This window comes from Roseibium sp. JB4-4, from assembly GCF_055693425.1.
The window spans coordinates 4172972-4190434 of the sequence record NZ_CM146333.1 but is presented as its reverse complement, the minus strand read 5'-3'; the positions used below and the strand labels follow the sequence as shown (position 1 = coordinate 4190434).

The 17463-nt window shown below is 55.7% G+C and carries 15 protein-coding genes, 1 tRNA gene and 1 riboswitch; of the genes, 7 read left to right on the top strand and 9 right to left on the bottom strand.

Annotated features, from left to right (window positions below; translation table 11 throughout):
- Positions 1–77: 77 nt before the first annotated feature.
- Positions 78–722: a histidine phosphotransferase ChpT gene (chpT, locus tag ACZ1HV_RS19770; RefSeq protein WP_298819985.1), complete on the bottom strand. Its 645-nt coding sequence runs from the start codon at positions 720–722 to the stop codon at positions 78–80.
- Positions 723–895: 173 nt separating this feature from the next.
- Complete coding sequence (locus ACZ1HV_RS19765; RefSeq protein WP_298819983.1) at positions 896–1351, bottom strand: YHS domain-containing (seleno)protein; 456 nt, start codon at positions 1349–1351, stop codon at positions 896–898.
- Between the two features lie 156 nt (positions 1352–1507).
- Between ACZ1HV_RS19765 and ACZ1HV_RS19760 the strand changes: the two genes are divergently transcribed.
- The 3 genes from ACZ1HV_RS19760 (at position 1508) to ACZ1HV_RS19750 (ending at position 4431) form a co-directional block, all read left to right on the top strand.
- Positions 1508–2113, top strand: coding sequence for a DUF1134 domain-containing protein (locus tag ACZ1HV_RS19760; RefSeq protein WP_152499956.1), 606 nt, complete (start codon positions 1508–1510; stop codon positions 2111–2113).
- Between the two features lie 126 nt (positions 2114–2239).
- Positions 2240–3562, top strand: coding sequence for a hypothetical protein (locus tag ACZ1HV_RS19755; protein ID WP_472716070.1), 1323 nt, complete (start codon positions 2240–2242; stop codon positions 3560–3562).
- Between the two features lie 86 nt (positions 3563–3648).
- Entirely contained in the window at positions 3649–4431 is a 783-nt protein-coding gene (locus ACZ1HV_RS19750) for a DeoR/GlpR family DNA-binding transcription regulator (protein ID WP_298819979.1), read from the top strand.
- A 74-nt stretch (positions 4432–4505) separates the two neighbouring features.
- On the opposite strand, the gene ACZ1HV_RS19745 is transcribed toward ACZ1HV_RS19750, so the two are convergent.
- Both ACZ1HV_RS19745 and ACZ1HV_RS19740 read right to left on the bottom strand, forming a co-directional pair.
- Positions 4506–4581, bottom strand: a tRNA-Glu gene (locus ACZ1HV_RS19745).
- A 144-nt stretch (positions 4582–4725) separates the two neighbouring features.
- Positions 4726–5079: a hypothetical protein gene (locus tag ACZ1HV_RS19740; RefSeq protein WP_472716069.1), complete on the bottom strand. Its 354-nt coding sequence runs from the start codon at positions 5077–5079 to the stop codon at positions 4726–4728.
- Between ACZ1HV_RS19740 and ACZ1HV_RS19735 the strand changes: the two genes are divergently transcribed.
- From ACZ1HV_RS19735 to ACZ1HV_RS19725, 3 genes are all read left to right on the top strand, one after another.
- Positions 5078–6103: an RluA family pseudouridine synthase gene (locus ACZ1HV_RS19735; RefSeq protein WP_298819975.1), complete on the top strand. Its 1026-nt coding sequence runs from the start codon at positions 5078–5080 to the stop codon at positions 6101–6103. The two genes, ACZ1HV_RS19740 and ACZ1HV_RS19735, sit on opposite strands and share 2 nt — an antisense overlap.
- A 175-nt stretch (positions 6104–6278) precedes the next feature.
- Entirely contained in the window at positions 6279–7163 is an 885-nt protein-coding gene (gene rpoH, locus ACZ1HV_RS19730; RefSeq protein WP_298819973.1) for an RNA polymerase sigma factor RpoH, read from the top strand.
- A gap of 137 nt (positions 7164–7300) precedes the next feature.
- Positions 7301–9526, top strand: coding sequence for a CHASE2 domain-containing protein (locus tag ACZ1HV_RS19725; RefSeq protein WP_472716068.1), 2226 nt, complete (start codon positions 7301–7303; stop codon positions 9524–9526).
- Between the two features lie 26 nt (positions 9527–9552).
- On the opposite strand, the gene ACZ1HV_RS19720 is transcribed toward ACZ1HV_RS19725, so the two are convergent.
- The 5 genes from ACZ1HV_RS19720 to ACZ1HV_RS19700 form a co-directional block, all read right to left on the bottom strand.
- On the bottom strand, positions 9553–10494 hold the full coding sequence (locus tag ACZ1HV_RS19720; protein WP_298819969.1) for an ABC transporter substrate-binding protein: 942 nt from the start codon (positions 10492–10494) through the stop codon (positions 9553–9555).
- 22 nt (positions 10495–10516) lie between these two features.
- Positions 10517–11272, bottom strand: coding sequence for an ABC transporter permease (locus ACZ1HV_RS19715; RefSeq protein ID WP_298984643.1), 756 nt, complete (start codon positions 11270–11272; stop codon positions 10517–10519).
- 147 nt (positions 11273–11419) lie between these two features.
- Positions 11420–11526, bottom strand: a riboswitch (TPP riboswitch).
- Between the two features lie 77 nt (positions 11527–11603).
- Positions 11604–13376: a hypothetical protein gene (locus ACZ1HV_RS19710; RefSeq protein WP_472716067.1), complete on the bottom strand. Its 1773-nt coding sequence runs from the start codon at positions 13374–13376 to the stop codon at positions 11604–11606.
- Between the two features lie 257 nt (positions 13377–13633).
- On the bottom strand, positions 13634–14926 hold the full coding sequence (locus ACZ1HV_RS19705; protein WP_298819963.1) for an adenylosuccinate synthase: 1293 nt from the start codon (positions 14924–14926) through the stop codon (positions 13634–13636).
- Positions 14927–15150: 224 nt separating this feature from the next.
- The gene (locus ACZ1HV_RS19700) at positions 15151–16440 is read right to left on the bottom strand and encodes an MFS transporter (RefSeq protein WP_298819961.1); all 1290 of its coding nucleotides are present in this window, start codon (positions 16438–16440) and stop codon (positions 15151–15153) included.
- 105 nt (positions 16441–16545) lie between these two features.
- Between ACZ1HV_RS19700 and ACZ1HV_RS19695 the strand changes: the two genes are divergently transcribed.
- Positions 16546–17442, top strand: coding sequence for a DMT family transporter (locus ACZ1HV_RS19695; protein WP_472716066.1), 897 nt, complete (start codon positions 16546–16548; stop codon positions 17440–17442).
- Positions 17443–17463: the final 21 nt, after the last annotated feature.

Sequence of the window (17463 nt, the reverse complement as noted above, 5' to 3'; positions counted from 1 at the left end):
CCGAAAAGTCCATGAGAGTAGGTTGACGTGAAACAGTTAAGATACGCTGAAACAGATGGAGACTTTTGTCTGACAGATTATTCTGCTGGAGACGCCGTAATTTTTACCAAGTCTTCTTGTTTATCTATCGTTAATACCATAGCGGCTTCACGAGCGAGAAGTAGAGTGTAGATCGGCTGAACCGAATGTGCATCGATGCGCTCAGGCTCTTCTCCGCCTAGAGTTTCCTTCATTCCCAAGGGGATACGCGGATTGAGGCCCTTGGCGTGTAGCGTAAATGACGGCGAAGCGGGTTCACCGGTCATTTCAACTTTGATCTCACCGCCGCGCGGCACGCACTGATTTGCGATCAGGATAAGGTTAAGGAGCAATTTGACATTATTCTTCGGCATCAGATGCCGATCGAGTTGCCAATTTAAGTCGGATTTTTCGTTTTCCATAAACCCTGTGGCAACGACTTGAGCATCTCCGAGATCGATCTCGGCACCCGCTGATCCCGCTGCCCCGAATGCCAGCCGGGCGAATTGCAGCTTTGCGGATGCCTGGCGCGCACTTTTGCGGATGAGATCCATCGCAAAGTCACGCATGTCCTCAGAGCCTTCCTCGTCCAACACTTCCAAACCGTTGGTAATGGCACCGACGGGTGAAATGATGTCGTGGCAGACACGGCTCGCCACCAGAGCGGCCAGATCAAGCGAGGTTAGCTCTTTGAGTGCGGACATGGTGGTGCTGGGCTCTTCTGTAGGTCTCGGCAAAACTGATTCGCGAATGTGATGGCAAGCGTTACACATCAGCAAAGCCGCTGCCAAGGCAACGCCAGGAGGCAAGGCAGGTCATCCAAATGAAAGTTCGCACCAATGCAAGAAAGGCGCACGATTCCGCCCGTTCTGCTGGTCTAACGCACGGGAACACAACCAACGCGCGTTGAATTTTCCTTCGCATCCTTCATCAACTGAGCGCCGCTTACAATAAATAGGAAACGATTGACCACGGAATGAAAAAAGACAAGTCGCCCTTCGACGATGGCATAGATAAAGGGATTGCCTGCTGTCGCAAAGCCTTCAGAAAGAGCGAATCCGCCGCAACCGGCAAAAAGAGGCGCGTAGGCTTCAGGGTCTCGCTCGAAGGCGGCCATATTGCCCTGATTGACGAAAATCCACTCTGCGCCGCCCCATTGCAGCTCGTATTCGCGCTTTCCCTTGCGCGGCTGCCCATCGACAAAAAAGCTGACCGGGTCGTGTCCGCCAATGGCATACCCGGTTATCGGATCTGGAACGAAAGTCTTGGGACGCGCGAAACTATTCCCCGCGAAAACACACACAAGAACTGTCAAAACCAGGGAAAGACACATCCTCGTCTTTTTTTCAGGCCAGCTTTCCATTGATTCGGCTTATGTAAGGTGCGCGATTTCATGCGAATCAGCATGTCGTTGCATTAGTTTAGCATCGCGTTCCAGCCGGACCGCAACTATCGAAGCGTCTGGGGCATTATAAAGAGGAGTTGTTGAATGACACAAAAATCCTGGCGTGTGGCGTCTGTCTTGTCAGCTGCGTTCCTGTGTTTGTGTTTGTTTGCTGTCCCCCTCCCCTCTCAAGCGCAGTCCAGTGGCGATGAACCAATCCCGCCGGGCCAGACCTATGGCGAAGATGAAATCGTCAAAACCGGTCATCAGTTTTTCGGCTCAGTGTCTGGCGGCATTGCATCCGTCGTTGAACGTGCCTTTTCCCAATATGGCGAACCCAACGGCTATATTCTGGGTGAGGAAGGGTCCGGCGCGATCATCGCCGGTGCACGGTATGGTGAAGGTCACCTTTACACACGCAATGCCGGCAACCACAAAATATTCTGGCAAGGCCCCTCGGTCGGATGGGATTTTGGCGCGGATGGCGCCAGGGTCATGATGCTCATTTACAACCTTCCAACGGTGAACTCGGTCTATCAGCGTTTTGCGGGCGTGAATGGGTCTGCCTACCTGGTCGGCGGTGCAGGCATGACGGTTTTGTTGAAAAACGAGATCGTGCTTGTTCCTGTTAGGGCTGGTGTCGGCGCTCGTCTTGGGCTCAATCTTGGATACCTGAAGTTCACGGACAAGCCGACCTGGAACCCGTTCTAACGGCAAACCCGCTGCAACCAGGCATGGCAACAAGGTTTTTACCTTGTTTTGAGTACACTTGGCGGCGCGCCCTCGGTCGTCTAATGATGGAACGGTTGCGCCGAGAAAAGGAACCAGGAGCCTGACGTGATTGAAGCGGCGATGTATGTGGCACTCGGATTTTGTACGGCCGGTCTGATCGGCCTTGCGATCTTGCCTGCATTCTACCGCCGAGCGGCGCGCCTGACGGAAGAAGCGCTTCGCGCTGTAAACCCATCCAGCTATGCGGAAGTCAGGGCTGCGCAAGACCAGGCGCGCGCGCGCCACGCAGTCGAACTGAGACGGGTTGAGCGACAGCTTGAAAGCGAGCGCGAGAAGGCCTCCAAACACCATCTTGAAGCTACTCGCATGAAACGCGAGGTCGAGGCACTGGAGCGGTCGCTCCAGGAAAAGTCCGATGAGATGAAAGCCAAGCAGGCCAGCATCGAAAGCGACGAAAAGGCCGCTGATCTACTTTCCGAAGAAGTTTCCACTCTCAAGAAGAAACTGTCAGAGGCCGAAAAATCACTTGCTGAAAGCTGGACCAAATCAGCTGAAGACAATTCTTCCTCCAATACCGAGGCAAGCGCCAAGGACGATGGCGGTTGGCTGCCTGCCAGCGACACCATGGCGCTTGCGACCATAACCGGGCTTGAGGCAGAAGTTGCAACGCTGAAGGCAAAACTGGCCAAGTACGAACCGACCGTAGCAGGTGAAGTTCAGGCGGAACGCGATGAAGCTGCCAAGGGTCGGCTGGCCGAATTGGAAGCTCAACTTGTCGACACGGAATCCAAGTATATTTCCGCTCAGGCCGAAGTGACCCGGCTGTCACTTGTTCTCGAGAGTTCCGGCAGTGCGGAAGACGAAATGAACACCGATCTGAAAGAACAGCTGGATCGGATTTCAAATGAAAGTTCAAAGCGGCTGTCAGAACTGGAAAACAGGGAACGCCAGCTCGCTCGGCTGACCGGACAAGTGAATAGGCTTCAAAACGACCTTGCCCGCGCTCCGGCTCTAAATGATCTCCGAAAAGAGTTCCGTAAGTTAGCGGACCGCGTGGCCACTGCGGACAAGGTTCTTGTCACCAAGGGTTCTGCACAGGCAGACCTCACGCCCCTCGGTTCGGAACCCGAAAAGGAAACTGGACTGGCGGCAAAGCCGAAACGGCGCATCAAGCGCTCAGCGAACGGCGCATCCGGGGTAGAAAAACGTTCTGCCAAACGGACGGCACCCGATGCGGAAACGCCGGCCAAGTCTACCGACATTGCTTCCGCTGCAGAAGCGCTCGTCAGCCGCATCGTTGCCTCCAACAGAGGAGCTCGACCCGCGAAGGCAGTTGAGCCTGAAGCTGTGGCAGCGAACCAGCGTTCTGATGAAAATGCGCCCCAGAAAACAAAACCTACCAAACAAAAAAAGAAAGATGTGGCTTGATCTTGGAAGGTTAGGCCGGTCATCTAGGGTTTAAACGCTCAACAAAGATGACACGGCGCGTTGAGCGCCGCAAAAGAGCCCTGCCGATGCTGATTGAACGTCACAACGCTATATTGGAACTTGCCCGGCAACTGGGCCGTGTCAGCGTCGATGACCTGGCCAAACGCTTTGATGTCAGCCCGCAAACCATCCGCAAGGACCTGAACGAACTGTGTGAGCGTCGCTTGCTGGCCAGAACCCACGGTGGTGCGCTGCTTTCTTCCGGTATTGAGAATGTCGGTTATGAAGCAAGGCGGATCATCTCCAGCAAGGAAAAGGCCGACATAGGCGAAAGCGTGGCTGCGCTCATTCCCGACAACACCTCGATCTTTATCAACATCGGCACGACGACAGAGGCCGTTGCGCAGGCCTTGCTGCAACACCGCGGGCTGATGGTCATTACAAACAATATCAACGTCGCCAGTCTGATGCGTGGCTACTCCCAGATCGAGGTGGTTATCGCAGGCGGGGTTCTGCGGCACGCCGATGGCGGCATTGTCGGTGAAGCCGCGGTCGATTTCATGCGGCAGTTCAAGGTTGATTTCGCTGTAATAGGCGCTTCGGCAATCGATGCCGACGGCTCGCTGCTGGATTATGACTACCGGGAAGTGAAGGTTACAAAGACCATCATGGATAATGCCCGTCATGTCATTCTGGCCGCCGACAGCACCAAGTTCGAACGCACGGCCCCGGTCCGGGTCGGGCACTTGTCACAGGTAACCACCTTTGTGACTGACCATTGCCCTCATCCAGAGTTTGTACGCATTGCCAGCGAAGCCGAGGTGGAGATGATCGAAACCGGCCGTCAGCTGACCGAAAAATTCGCTTGATAGGTTGAAAGTCCAAGAAACAGCGAGACTTGGCCGCCATGCTCACGTTTATCTGCTGTTTTTCCGAGAAAAGTTGGCACGCCCAACGGGACTCGAACCCGTGTTTCCGCCGTGAAAGGGCGGCGTCCTAGACCGCTAGACGATGGGCGCGCGGGGCTCAAAGGCAAAAGCTTCAAGCCAAGGACCGTGCGTATAAGGCCGCGCAAAGCAGGACGCAACCCCTTTTAATCAATTTTTTCACGCCGGGAAGTTTATCAACGACAGAGTGTCAAAGTTGATGCGAGCCAGATGTGATCAACGTGAGACAAAATCCGTGCGGCCCAGCTTTTTTCCCGTCACGGCATCAAAGCGCAACAAGGCTGTCTTGGTGCCTTCGCGCACCAGCACAAGCAGCATTCCGTCGGAAAGATCTGCAGACAGCACCTCTGCCTCCGGTCCAACAGCGACGGTTGCCGCGACATCGCCTTCTACCGGACCTTCGTCATTTGTGTTGATCTTGTAAAGAATAGCTGCAAAGACAGCGATCAGACCGGCAAACATAATCAGGGATGAGCCAAGCAGCAGGCGTCTCAGTTTTACCTGAAGCTTCTGGGCAGCCGGGTCAAGCGGCGCCTCATCAGCGTCTTCCCGAAAATCAGGTTGTGTCATGACAGAAATTTCCCACGAAGATCCTGCTGACCTGGAGCCGGATTTCAGTTTAACGGTTGATGCAGCCGATGCCGGAAAGCGTCTGGATGCAGTGCTTGCAGCTCATCTGGAAGCTCTTAGCCGCAATAGGATCCAGTCCCTGATCAAATCCGGAGACGTCACCGTCGGCGGCGCGAAAATAGTGGAGCCTAAATACCGGGTCAATGAAGGTGATGCACTTTGTCTGACTTTACCTGAAGCGGAGGATCCGGAACCACAAGGCGAAGACATCCCGATAAACGTCGTCTTTGAGGACGAGCACCTGATTGTGGTCGACAAACCAGCGGGCCTGGTAGTCCACCCGGGCGCGGGCAACTGGACAGGCACTTTGGTCAACGCGCTGATCCATCATTGCGGCGACAGCCTGTCTGGCATTGGTGGCATCAAACGCCCGGGGATCGTTCACCGCATCGACAAGGATACTTCCGGCCTGCTTGTCGTGGCAAAAACCGACCAGGCCCATCAGGGACTGGCAGCACAATTTGCAGATCACGGCCGTACCGGGCCGCTCGAACGGGCCTATGCGGCGCTTGTCTGGGGAGCGCCTTCGAGCCTCAAGGGAACGATCGACGCGAACCTTGCGCGGTCACAATCCAACCGCCAGAAGATCGCCGTGGTGAAAACATCAGGACGCCGCGCCATAACTCACTGGCAAGTAAAGGAAAGGTTCGGAAATGACGATCAACCGGCGCTTGCCAGCCTGATGGAGTGCAGGCTGGAAACCGGCCGCACGCACCAGATCCGCGTTCACATGGCCCACATCAGCCATCCGCTTATTGGCGACAATGACTATGGGTCCGGTTTCAAAACCAAGGTTAACCGGCTCGAAGACCCGCTCAGAACCCTTGTGAGCGACTTCAGCAGGCAGGCGCTGCACGCAGGATTGCTTGCCTTCGAGCACCCCGTAAACGGTAAAACTTTGCGTTTTGAGAGCCCATACCCACCTGATTTCGCAAAACTTTTGTCCGGATTACAAAAATTTTAGGAATGAATTCTGTTTTCCGCACATGCAATCGCCTAAAATCTACCTATATTAAAATCTCTTGTGTGCCGTAATGGACACGATATTGCGTCCGTTTTCTCCCGAAAATTCTTGCTTGCGCCTTTTGCGGAGCAACCGGAGAGGCCGGATGTGGACTTGACGAAAGGGGGCGCATGTCATGGCCCAGAACGTACCGACACTCACCGCAGGGGAAGGTGGCCTGAGCCGCTACCTGGATGAGATTCGCAAGTTTCCGATGCTGCAGCCGCAGGAAGAATACATGCTCGCCAAGCGCTACAAAGAGCATGAAGACCCCGCAGCTGCTGAACGCCTGGTCAATTCTCACCTACGCCTTGTTGCAAAAATAGCTATGGGATACCGCGGCTATGGCCTGCCCATCGGAGAAGTGGTCTCCGAAGGGAATGTCGGCCTCATGCAGGCGGTGAAACGCTTCGAGCCGGACAAGGGTTTCAGGCTGGCGACCTATGCGATGTGGTGGATCAAGGCCGCCATACAGGAATACATTCTGCGTTCATGGTCCCTTGTTAAAATGGGAACCACTGCCAACCAGAAACGTCTTTTCTTCAACCTGCGCCGCCTGAAAGGCAAGATCCAGGCATTGGACGAAGGCGATCTGAAGCCGCATCAGGTAGCAGAAATCGCAACCCGCCTTGGTGTCTCCGAGGAAGAGGTGATTTCCATGAACCGCCGTCTGGGCGGTGACGCGAGCCTGAACGCCCCGGTGCGCGCGGAAGCAGACGCGGGTGAGTGGCAGGACTGGCTTGTCGACGAGAGCGACAGCCAGGAAACGCTGCTTGCCAATCAGGAAGAGCTGGACCAGCGTCGCAAAATGCTGAGCGATGCCATGGACGTCCTGAACGACCGGGAACGCCGGATTTTCGAGGCCCGCCGCCTTTCTGAGGACCCGATGACACTTGAAGACCTGTCCGGGGAATTCGGGGTCAGCCGCGAACGCGTTCGACAGATCGAAGTGCGCGCATTCGAAAAAGTTCAGAAAGCCGTTCGCAACAGCGCGCGCGCCAAGGATCAGCCCGCCGCTTAAGGTCTGATCCTTCCGAACGATCCGAGAACGCTGGAGCCACCGCTCCAGCGTTTTTCTTTTGGTTCGGCCCCATCCTCTCGCTTGCGAAGCCTCCTGCCTGAATTTAGGCTGACCAGGTCTAAACGAAATGGATGGCCATGCGCCGGGTTCTCAAAACACTGTCGTCCAAGCGCGCCCTTGTGGCCATGATTGCCTGCGTTATTCTTGCTTTCATGACCGGGCTTCGAACCGCCGATCCGGACTTTCTGAAGTCCATTCGGGAGCTGACGTTCGATCAGTATCAGCGGCTGCATCCAAGAGAGTACCAAACCGGACCGATCCGCATCGTCGACCTCGACGAAGCATCGATAGCCGAAATCGGACAATGGCCCTGGCCACGTACAAAAATTGCGGAGATGGTCCGTGTGCTGACGGATCTCGGCGCTGCGACGATTGTCTTTGACGTGGTTTTTTCCGAACCGGACCGGACATCGCCGGCCCAGCTTAAAAACTCTCTTGCGGCGACGGCGCCGAAAGAGGTGCTGGAAGCCCTTGAGATCCTTCCCGACCATGACGAGCAGTTCGCCGATACCATTGCCGAAGCGCCGGTCGTGCTCGGCTTCGCCGTAACTCCGGACGAAACCGGAAGCAAACCTGTCAAAATCGCTGGAACTGCATTTGGCGGCCAGGATCCGGTATCCTTTCTTCCGCCGTTTCCTGCGGCGGTCACGAACCTTGAAGTCTTGCAAAAGTCAGCCAGCGGCATCGGCTCCATCTCGATTTCCGAGGATGACAGAGAAGGGATTGTCCGCAGGGTCCCTCTGATTGTCAGTGACGGCGAGCAGCTTTACCCGAGCCTCGTGGCTGAAGCGTTGCGGGTCGCGCAGGGCGCCAGCGGGATCATCGTGAGGTCCACCGGCTCCAGCTCAGAGAGCGCAACCGGTGATCCAGCTGTCACCGCCATTAAGATCGGCGATTTCACGCCCCCGACAACAGCTGCAGGCGAACTCTGGCTCTATTTTACTTCTGATAGGGATTTCCCGGAACGGTATGTGTCTGCGCGCGACCTTTACAAACCTGAGAAACTACCTGAGCTTGCTGCCTTTTTTGAAGGACAAATCGTACTCGTCGGCACATCTGCCGTCGGTCTCCGCGACATCAGGGCAACTCCCCTGGGCGAACAGGTCCCTGGCGTATCCATCCACGCTCAGGCGTTGGAGCAGATCATTTTCGATCAGTATCTGTCGCGGCCCGATTGGGCCAATGGATTGGAGATCATCGCGACATTTCTGGCAGGTGCCATCATAATCCTGGCCATGCCTGCGATCGGCAGCATCGGAACCGCGGTCCTCGGCGGCTTGATGGTGGCCGGGCTGATCGGCGGGTCCTTCTATCTCTTCTGGAACAACGGTCTGCTGATCGATCCGATCTATACCAGTCTCACGGCTCTTCTCGTGTTCACCGCCGCGACTGCGCTGCTTTACTTCCTCACAGAACGGGAGAAAAAATTCGTCAGACAGGCTTTCAGCCAGTATCTGTCTCCCGACCTGGTGAACCAACTGGAGCAAACGCCGGAACAGCTGACACTCGGCGGCGAAATCAGACCGATGACCATCCTGTTCATGGACATTCGCGGTTTCACCCCGATATCGGAACAACTTACACCGGAAGAACTGGTGAGTTTTCTGAACACACTATTGTCGCCCTTGTCCGATGCCATCCAGGCCGAAGGCGGAACGATCGACAAGTATATAGGCGACAGCATCATGGCGTTTTGGAACGCTCCATTGCACACACCGGACCACGCCGCGATGGCCTGCCGTGCCAGCCTTGCTATGCTCAAGGTCGTCGATCATCTGAACGCGCGGGATGCGTTCCGTTTCAGGGCTAGAAAACTGAAATCGCAATCGGTCAAGATCGGCATCGGGTTGAACAGCGGCGAAGCCTGCGTGGGCAACATGGGCTCGGCCAGAAGGTTCAACTATTCGGTCATCGGGGACGCCGTCAACGTGGCCTCACGGATTGAATCAAGCTGCAAGACAGTTGGGTCAGAGCTTCTTGTATCTGAAGATACGCGCAAAGCCGCTCCGACCTTTGCCTATCTCGAGGCCGGTGAAATTGAACTGAAGGGCAAAAGCGAGCCGATAAAGCTCTTCGCCTTGCTGGGCGATGAAGGCTTAAGGAACTCGGAAGAATTCAGAGAACTGGAAGCAACCCACACCCGCCTGCTCCGCGCCGTCGCGGTAAGCGACATTCAGGCGGCAGAAGACGCACTGCAGAGCGCACTGCTGTTAGCCCCGTCCCTGATGGACTTTTACGGCCGCTTTGAGGACATGTTGGAAAATCTCAAAACCGCGAAAACTGCCAGCAGCGCCGCGCAATAGACAGCGCTGCCGGCTCGCCGAAACTCCTAGCGAATTTCGACCGCGTATGTCTCCACCGGAACGACCTTACTGATCAGTCCGGCTTCCGCCATGAACTCTGCAAAGCGCTGATAGCGACCCTCATCAAGGGCTGCCGGGCGCTTTGCAAACCTTGGCAATGTGTCCGCCCAAGCGCGCTTGTTAAGCTCATCATTCAAATGAGGATAGGCCTCAATAAAAGCATTCCAGGCTTCGTCAGGATGATTGGTCAGATAGACCGTCGCAGCCTCGACTGCCGCGAGAAACTTCTCATAGCGCGGGTCTTCAACCTGATCCTTGTTCACGACATAGATCAGCTCGTCGAAAACCGGAACGCCATTCTCCTCGGGAAAAAAGGCTTTGCCTTCCTTGCCTTCAATCTCGATCTGCGTGAGCTCAAAATTGCGATAAGCGCCGATCACGGCGTCGACCTGTCCTGACATCAAAGCAGGCGACAGCGCGAAATTCACGTTGATAAGCTCAACATCGTCGACGCTGAGTCCTACCGAACGCAGCATTTGTCCAAGCATGGCATCTTCAAACCCGGACACCGAAAAGCCGATCGTCTTGCCTTTGAGGTCTGCAATTTCCTTGATCGGTCCATCTTTGAGAACAATCAGGGAATTCAGAGGCGTTTCGACCAGGGTACCAATCCAAGCGACCGGCAAACCCTCTTCGACATGCGCGTGCAATGTCGGCTGATAGGAAATTGCTATGTCGCCCTGGCCTGCGGCCACAAGCTTGGGCGGCATTGCAGGGTCTGCAGGTTCGATCAATTCAACTTCCAACCCTTCCGCTTCAAAAAACCCCTTGGTCTGAGCAGTGATAACCGGTGCATGGTCCGGATTGGTAAACCAGTCCAGCAGCACCGTCAGCTTGTCGGCGGCTTGCGCGGGCACCGCTGAAAGCATGGCGGCAGCGACAGTCAAAGACATGAGTGTTTTTTTCATTCAATCCTCCAGATTGTGGCAGTCAGTCTTCGACCTGCCATGGAACAAGAAGTCTGCTGAGATGCTCGACTGCATAGCGCAGAGCGAGCACCATGAGGGCGAGCAGGATGACGGCGGAAAACAGAAGATCGGCATTCCCGCGGGCATTCGCCTGAAGCATGATGAAGGCAAGGCCGCCTTTGGCGCCCGCCCATTCGCCAACAACAGCGCCAATCGGTGCAAAAACGGCTGCCACACGAATACCCGATACGAAAGCAGGCAATGCTGCCGGCAGGCGAAATACGCAAAGTTCGCGAAAGCGCGGAACTCTATAAAGGCGCGCCAGGTCGACAAGCCCGGAATCGAGCCGCCTCAGACCGTCATAAACCGTTGAAGTGACCGCAAAGAAGATCACCAGGATGGCCATGACGATCTTCGACGACATACCAAATCCAAGCCAGAGAACAAGAACCGGTGCAATGGCAAAGACCGGCAAGGCCTGCGTCACCAGGATGGTTGGCATGACGACCCGTCCGGCCAACGGATAAAGCCAGATCCAAACAGCAAGCACTGTCCCGCAACTTACGCCGAGTACAAAACCGATCACCGTTTCAAGCGCGGTGATACCGGCATGGTGCAACAAAAAGGGTGCGTTTGCTGGGAACGACTGCAGCACCTCAAGCGGTCCGGGAAGCATGAAAGACGGCGGCTCAAACAGCACAACCAACAGAGCCCAAATGCCAAATATGACCAGGACGCCCACAAGAAACTTACCGCAAACTGACAGGAATGCACTCATGCCGCCTCCAAGAGGCGGTTCAACGGCTCTGGTGCCGGCTCATGATTCAGAGGCTTGTAAAAATAATCAAACCTCTGCTTTTTCAAGCAAATAGACATAGGATCTCCCGTCGTCGGACAAACCGACACTGACACTGGAGATCCGGGATTTGGCTAAGGATTCCGTCCCTTCGCCGGCATGACCCGGATCAGGTTCTAAGGGTTCGGCAACTTGCCATCTCAGTTCCGCGATACGGAACACCCCTCGGACCGAGACGGACCATGCCTAACCTTTTGGAAAAAGGCAAGACATTGGACGATCAGTTTTTGATTTTTCGGAAAAGCCGTGGCCGTTAGCCAGCTTGCCAGGAAGAAATTGCCTTTTCGACAGCGTCTTCGCCAGCCGCACCTTTTTCGAGTGTCAGGATACCGCGCTTGCCGTTTTCATACAGCATCGGAATATCGATCCAGCCCCTCTCCCTGAGAAGAGCCATGTTGCGTTGCTGCTCATTGGGCAGGCTCGAAAGAGCAATCCAGAAGAAACCAGGGGATACTTTCACCGACGCGCCAATCAGTGCATCGCCGCGGGCTTCTTCAGTCGGCTTCATCACCAAGCCTGGGACGTTGACAACATCACCGGCAGCAAAGTTTTCGGGAAATTCGTATTTGATTTCAACAAGATGACTTGCCGGAAGCGAGGTGTCGTCATTGGGCTTGATGCGAATATCAACCTTGACATCACGTTCGGGAATTTCGATTTCAGCGCTCAATACGGCTTGCGACCTGCCATCGAGATTGGTTTCCTCTTCGATGTTCCAGACAACTGCTCCCTGTGCAGCTGTTCCGGAGCCACCGGTGTCTTCACCTTCTTCGTAGAGGATGGAGCGCTGTATACCATCGTCCTGACTCGCACGTGTTTCAGAATTTGACGGTGCCTCCGGCGCAACAGCCACAAGATTATCGTCAGCCGGGGCTGGTGGTGCCGCATCGATACCGGGAACCGGAGCAGCATCGCCTGCCGGTGGTGTCGGGGCCGGTTCACTTTCAATGCTGGTCACGATCGACGGCTGCGAAGGCGCTGGTGCCGGTTCGTCAGCCTGCGGCGTGATTGTTGTGGTCGTGACGGTTCTGGCGTCCGGAGCCACGACGTCTCCATCACTGACACCTTCTCCGCCATCCAGCAACCTGTCTGAGATTTTTGAGGAATCGCTATCGTCCGCAGGAACTTCGCTTGTCTGAACCTGAGTATCCGTGCTTGGCTGCACAACAGCGGCGCTTGAGTTGCTTTCAGTTTGGCTTGCGACACGGTCTTCTGAGCCCTGTTCGCCGATTGGGAGCAGGAAATAGGCTCCTGCACCGACAACAGCCAGTGCCAGGACAGCCGCTATCGCTATCGGCAACCACCGTTTTCCTGAGCCGTCGCCACGCAAAGCGTCGGAAGCTTTCGGGCGATCCTTGCGTGAGCGCTTGGCCTTCTTGGCAGGTTCTTCCTTTGCAGCCTGTGCAGGTTCGTCGGCATATAGCCCTGCGTCCGCCGCCAATTCCGGTTCGCCAGTTTGCTCAGCAGCGACAGGTTCCGTGGCAGCCGTTTGGGGCGCGGGAGCATCAAATGCCGGTTCTTTGCGTTCAGCAGCCACCTGAGATGCAGCCTGCTCGGCGGCAGCCGGATCAACGGCTTCCTTCGCCTGCTGCACGGCCTGGCTTGTGGCCACGCCAAGACCTTCAGCTTCCACCAAGGTATCTTTCAGCGGCGAAGGCGTATCTTCCGCTTGGGGAGTAGGCGCTTCCGGCTCAACTCTCGGAGGTTCCTCAGGTGTCGGGACCGGGGTCTCTGCTACCGGTTCCGGTGCAGCCACCTGTGCCTTTGGCACCTGCCCGCCGCCCGCAGCACCCGTTGGACTGAGACCAAGACTTTCGCGTGCCGCTTCGGCTTCAACCTTGCGAATGGCCTCTTCAAGACGAAGTTGCTCAGCCGTGATCTCGGACGGCGCGAGAGGCGGTTCGTACGCTTTCAACTGATTGACGATGGCATTGCGGGCACGGCTGTAGACGCTTCTGCGAGCAGCACCGTTGTTCTCGGGCAAAGACGCGATCGTTTTCTTCAATATCGAATAGTAATCAGCCATCTTCCTGCCTACCGGCCGACTGCAGGGACTCGTCTGCGGGCCTGAATATCGGATCTTTCTCAGGCTTATAGCAAGTTTTTGAAGCCAAGAGACAATCTTCGCACGCTAAGCTTCAACCGAGTTGCCTACAATACCTTTTCTACCACTGTCTAAGTTCAAGAGACAGGCTAGCCTGTCCCTTGACGGGACGCACTGTTTGTTCTGATTCGCAGTACGCCACTATCTCGTTCAATAATGTGTTTTTCCAGACACAGATCTCAATCCTGGAAAGGATTCTGCACAAGAATTGTGTCATCCCGCTCAGGGCTGGTGGAAAGAAGCGCCACAGGAGCGCCAATCAACTCCTCCACATGACGTACATATTTAACGGCCTGCGCTGGCAAATCCGCCCAGCTGCGAGCCCCTTCCGTAGATTCTTTCCATCCCGGCAGTGATTCGTAGATCGGAATGACGCGCTCCTGAGCACCCTGCGAAGCAGGCAAGTAGTCAATCCGTTCGCCGTCAAGCTCGTAGCCAATGCAGATCTTGATTTCATCCAGGCCGTCAAGAACATCGAGTTTCGTCAATGCAATACCATTGATGCCTGATGTACAAACCGTCTGGCGTACGAGAACCGCATCGAACCAGCCGCAGCGGCGGCGGCGTCCCGTTACGGTTCCAAATTCATGGCCACGTGTTCCAAGAAACTCACCGACCTCATTTTCCTGTTCGGTCGGGAACGGTCCTTCACCGACCCGCGTCGTATAAGCCTTGGTGATCCCAAGCACATAATCGACGGAGCCCGGGCCGAGCCCGCAACCTGTTGCAGCCTGGCCGGCGACGGTATTGGAAGACGTGACGAACGGATAGGTACCGTGATCAATGTCGAGCAATGCTCCTTGTGCACCTTCAAACAGAATGCGCTTGCCCTGGCGGCGCTGCTCGTCCAACAGATACCAGACCTTGTCCATATAAGGCAGCACTTTGTCAGCAACGCTCGCCAGCTCATCGTAGATGGCCTGAGCAGAAATTTCTTCTTGCCCCAGGCCGCGCCGCAGCGCGTTGTGGTGCGTCAAAAGACGATCGATCTTGGCCGGCAGCGTCGTCAGGTTCTTCAGATCCATCAACCGGATTGCGCGCCGCCCGACTTTATCTTCATAAGCTGGACCTATGCCACGCTTGGTGGTGCCGATACGCGTTCCGGTGTTGGAGTTTTCACGCAGGGCGTCGAGCTCCCGGTGAAGAGACAGAATGAGGGTCACGTTTTCAGCAACGCGCAGGCTTTGAGGCGTAACAACAACACCCTGTGCGCTCAGACGCTCAACTTCCTCGGCAAGCGCATGCGGGTCCAAAACAACGCCATTTCCAATGACGGACAACTTGCCTTCGCGCGCCACGCCGGAGGGCAGAAGAGACAGCTTGTAGCTGACACCGTCGATAACCAGCGTATGCCCGGCGTTGTGTCCGCCCTGGAACCTTACGATGACATCGGCTTGTTCCGACAACCAGTCGACAATCTTGCCTTTGCCTTCGTCTCCCCACTGCGAACCGACAACAACCACATTCGCCATTTAGTTTTTGCTCTCCTGAAGCGTCTTCGCACGGAACCGCCAGATTTGCGCTGCGCAATACGGGCCGGTATGTGCCAACATGACAAACCCCGGCAACCGGACCGGGGCAAACGGCGCGGACTATAGACAGGTTTCCATGCTCTTGCGAGTCTTCGAACCGAAATAAATCATACGGTCCGCGTGGTTTTCAGCTGCCTGGCATATAGGATCTTTCAGGGCGACAATTAGGCAGGCCCGGAAGCATCCGGCGAAGGCTTGTCGGAGGTTTCCTCCCTGTCTCCCCCAGCCAAACGATAGATCATCGGAGATGTCCTGAGCAGCCAGACAAAACGTTCACGCTCGTTGGCGGGAATTGCTTGCCGGCTGAACATCCTAAAGATGACGAAAAGCACCAAAGCCAGATGAAGGGTTGCCGTATAGACGAAGAATGCGGCGGGACCGAACATGCCCATCAACAATGAGGCAATAAACGGTCCAAGCACCGCACCACAGCCAAATGACAATGTCAGACCTGCAGCAATGTCGACAAACTGCCCGGGTTTTGCGTGATCGTTCGCGTGCGCAGCGGCAAGCGAATAAAGAGGCAGGGCAAAACCGCCAAAAAGAAAAACCCCCATAAACAAATCGGTTTGACTGGATGTTCCCGATATGAAGAGACAGGCAAGGCCAGCTGCAATCGTGAAGCCGATGAGAACCCATCTTCGGTCGACCCTGTCGGACATCCAGCCGGCCGGATACTGAAACAACGCACCCGCAAAGACCCAAAGAGCGATAAAGATCGCAACGGTTTCGAGCCCAAGGCCAATCGACTCGGCGTAAACCGGCCCGACCATACGAAATGCGCCATTCGTCAGACCAATCGTGAATATTCCGACCATCGCAACCGGAGACACCCGCCATAGCGCTAAGGGGTTGACGATTTTTGCCGGCGGTGCAGCCGGATTGCTTTCTCGCGTCAGGGCAACGGGAACAAGTGCAAACGCGAACAGCATCGCCAAGACGATCAGGATATCGCTTCCTGTTGCTCCAAAGATCGGCAGCATGAATTGGCCACCCATGACGGCAGCCAGATCAACAATCCTGTAAACGGAAAGGATGCGCCCCCTCGAAGCGTTGGATGCAATGGAGTTCAACCAGCTTTCCAGAACCATGGCCGTGCCGCAAAATGCTGCACCGCTGACAAAGCGCGCGATCATCCAGGGCCAACCCGCAGGTGCAAAGGCAATCGCGAGTATGGCAATTGCGCTGATGGCCGCCAGCGCCGCAAACACGCGAATATGTCCTGCGCGTGCGATCAGGAACGGTGCCAGAAGAACCCCGCAGATCAAACCTGCATAATAAAGAGAACCGAGCAGACCGATGCTGGCGTCAGAAACCCCTTCGACACGTGCCCGAACCGCGATCATGGTCATCGCCAGTCCGTTTGCTCCCAAAAGACAGGCAGCGGCAATCAACAGTGGCGATATGCGCCCTGCGAGCGGCCTCGCCTCTCCAGCGGTCGAACTCTGTGTCATTGTCGGCTTTCTTTTCTTCCTATTCCACAAATCGGATTTCGGGTGTCCGCACGTCTTACGGCATGGTAGGCGAGAGACGTCACTCCAAATCAACGAGAAATGTCAATGTCGCTTCGAAACTGGATCCTGTTGTTTGTTCTCGGCGCTATTTGGGGCGGTTCCTTTCTTTTTGCCAAGGTCGCAGTTGCAGAAATTCCGCCATTCACACTGGTCTTTTTCCGAGTTTCGATTGCCTGCGCCGTTCTGCTCCTCGTTCTTTGGCATCAAGGCCTGATCAAGCACCTGGAATGGCGATATGCCGTGCCGTTTCTGGTAATGGGCTTCCTCAACAACGCCGTTCCGTTTTCCCTCTTGTTTCTGGGGCAAACGGAAATTGGCGCGGGGCTGGCATCAATTCTAAATGCAACAACACCGGTCTTCACCGTAATCGTTGCAAGCTTGATCGTGAAACAGGAACCACTTCAGGCAAACCGCGTTGCCGGCGTCGTGCTGGGTGTTGTCGGAGTGGCAATCATGCTGTCGAGCAGCCTCACAGGTCTTGCCACCGATCCTCTCTGGGCGCAGCTCTGCTGTCTTGGAGCCGCAGTTTCCTATGCCTTTGCCGCAACATTTGCGAAACGCTTCAAGGATGTGCCGCCGCAGGTTGCCGCGACCGGACAACTGATCGGGTCGAGTGTGCTGATGCTGCCGGTTGCGGTTCTGACAAGCGCCGGCTGGTCTATAGGCGACCCTGGCATAACCGCATGGCTCAACGTGTTGGCCCTCAGCATCCTGGCGACCGCCTTCGCCTATCTGATCTATTTTCAGTTGCTGGCAAACGCAGGTGCCACAAACGCTTCACTGGTAACACTGATCGTGCCGGCGAGCGCGCTCTTCTTTGGCTGGCTCATTCTGGGTGAAAACCTGAGTGTACTTCAACTCAGCGGCTTCGGCGTGCTCCTGATCGGACTCGTCGTGCTTGACGGCAGAGTTATGCGCGGCAAGCAGGCAAAAACCGTTTAAAGCGGAGGCGCTGCACTGCCA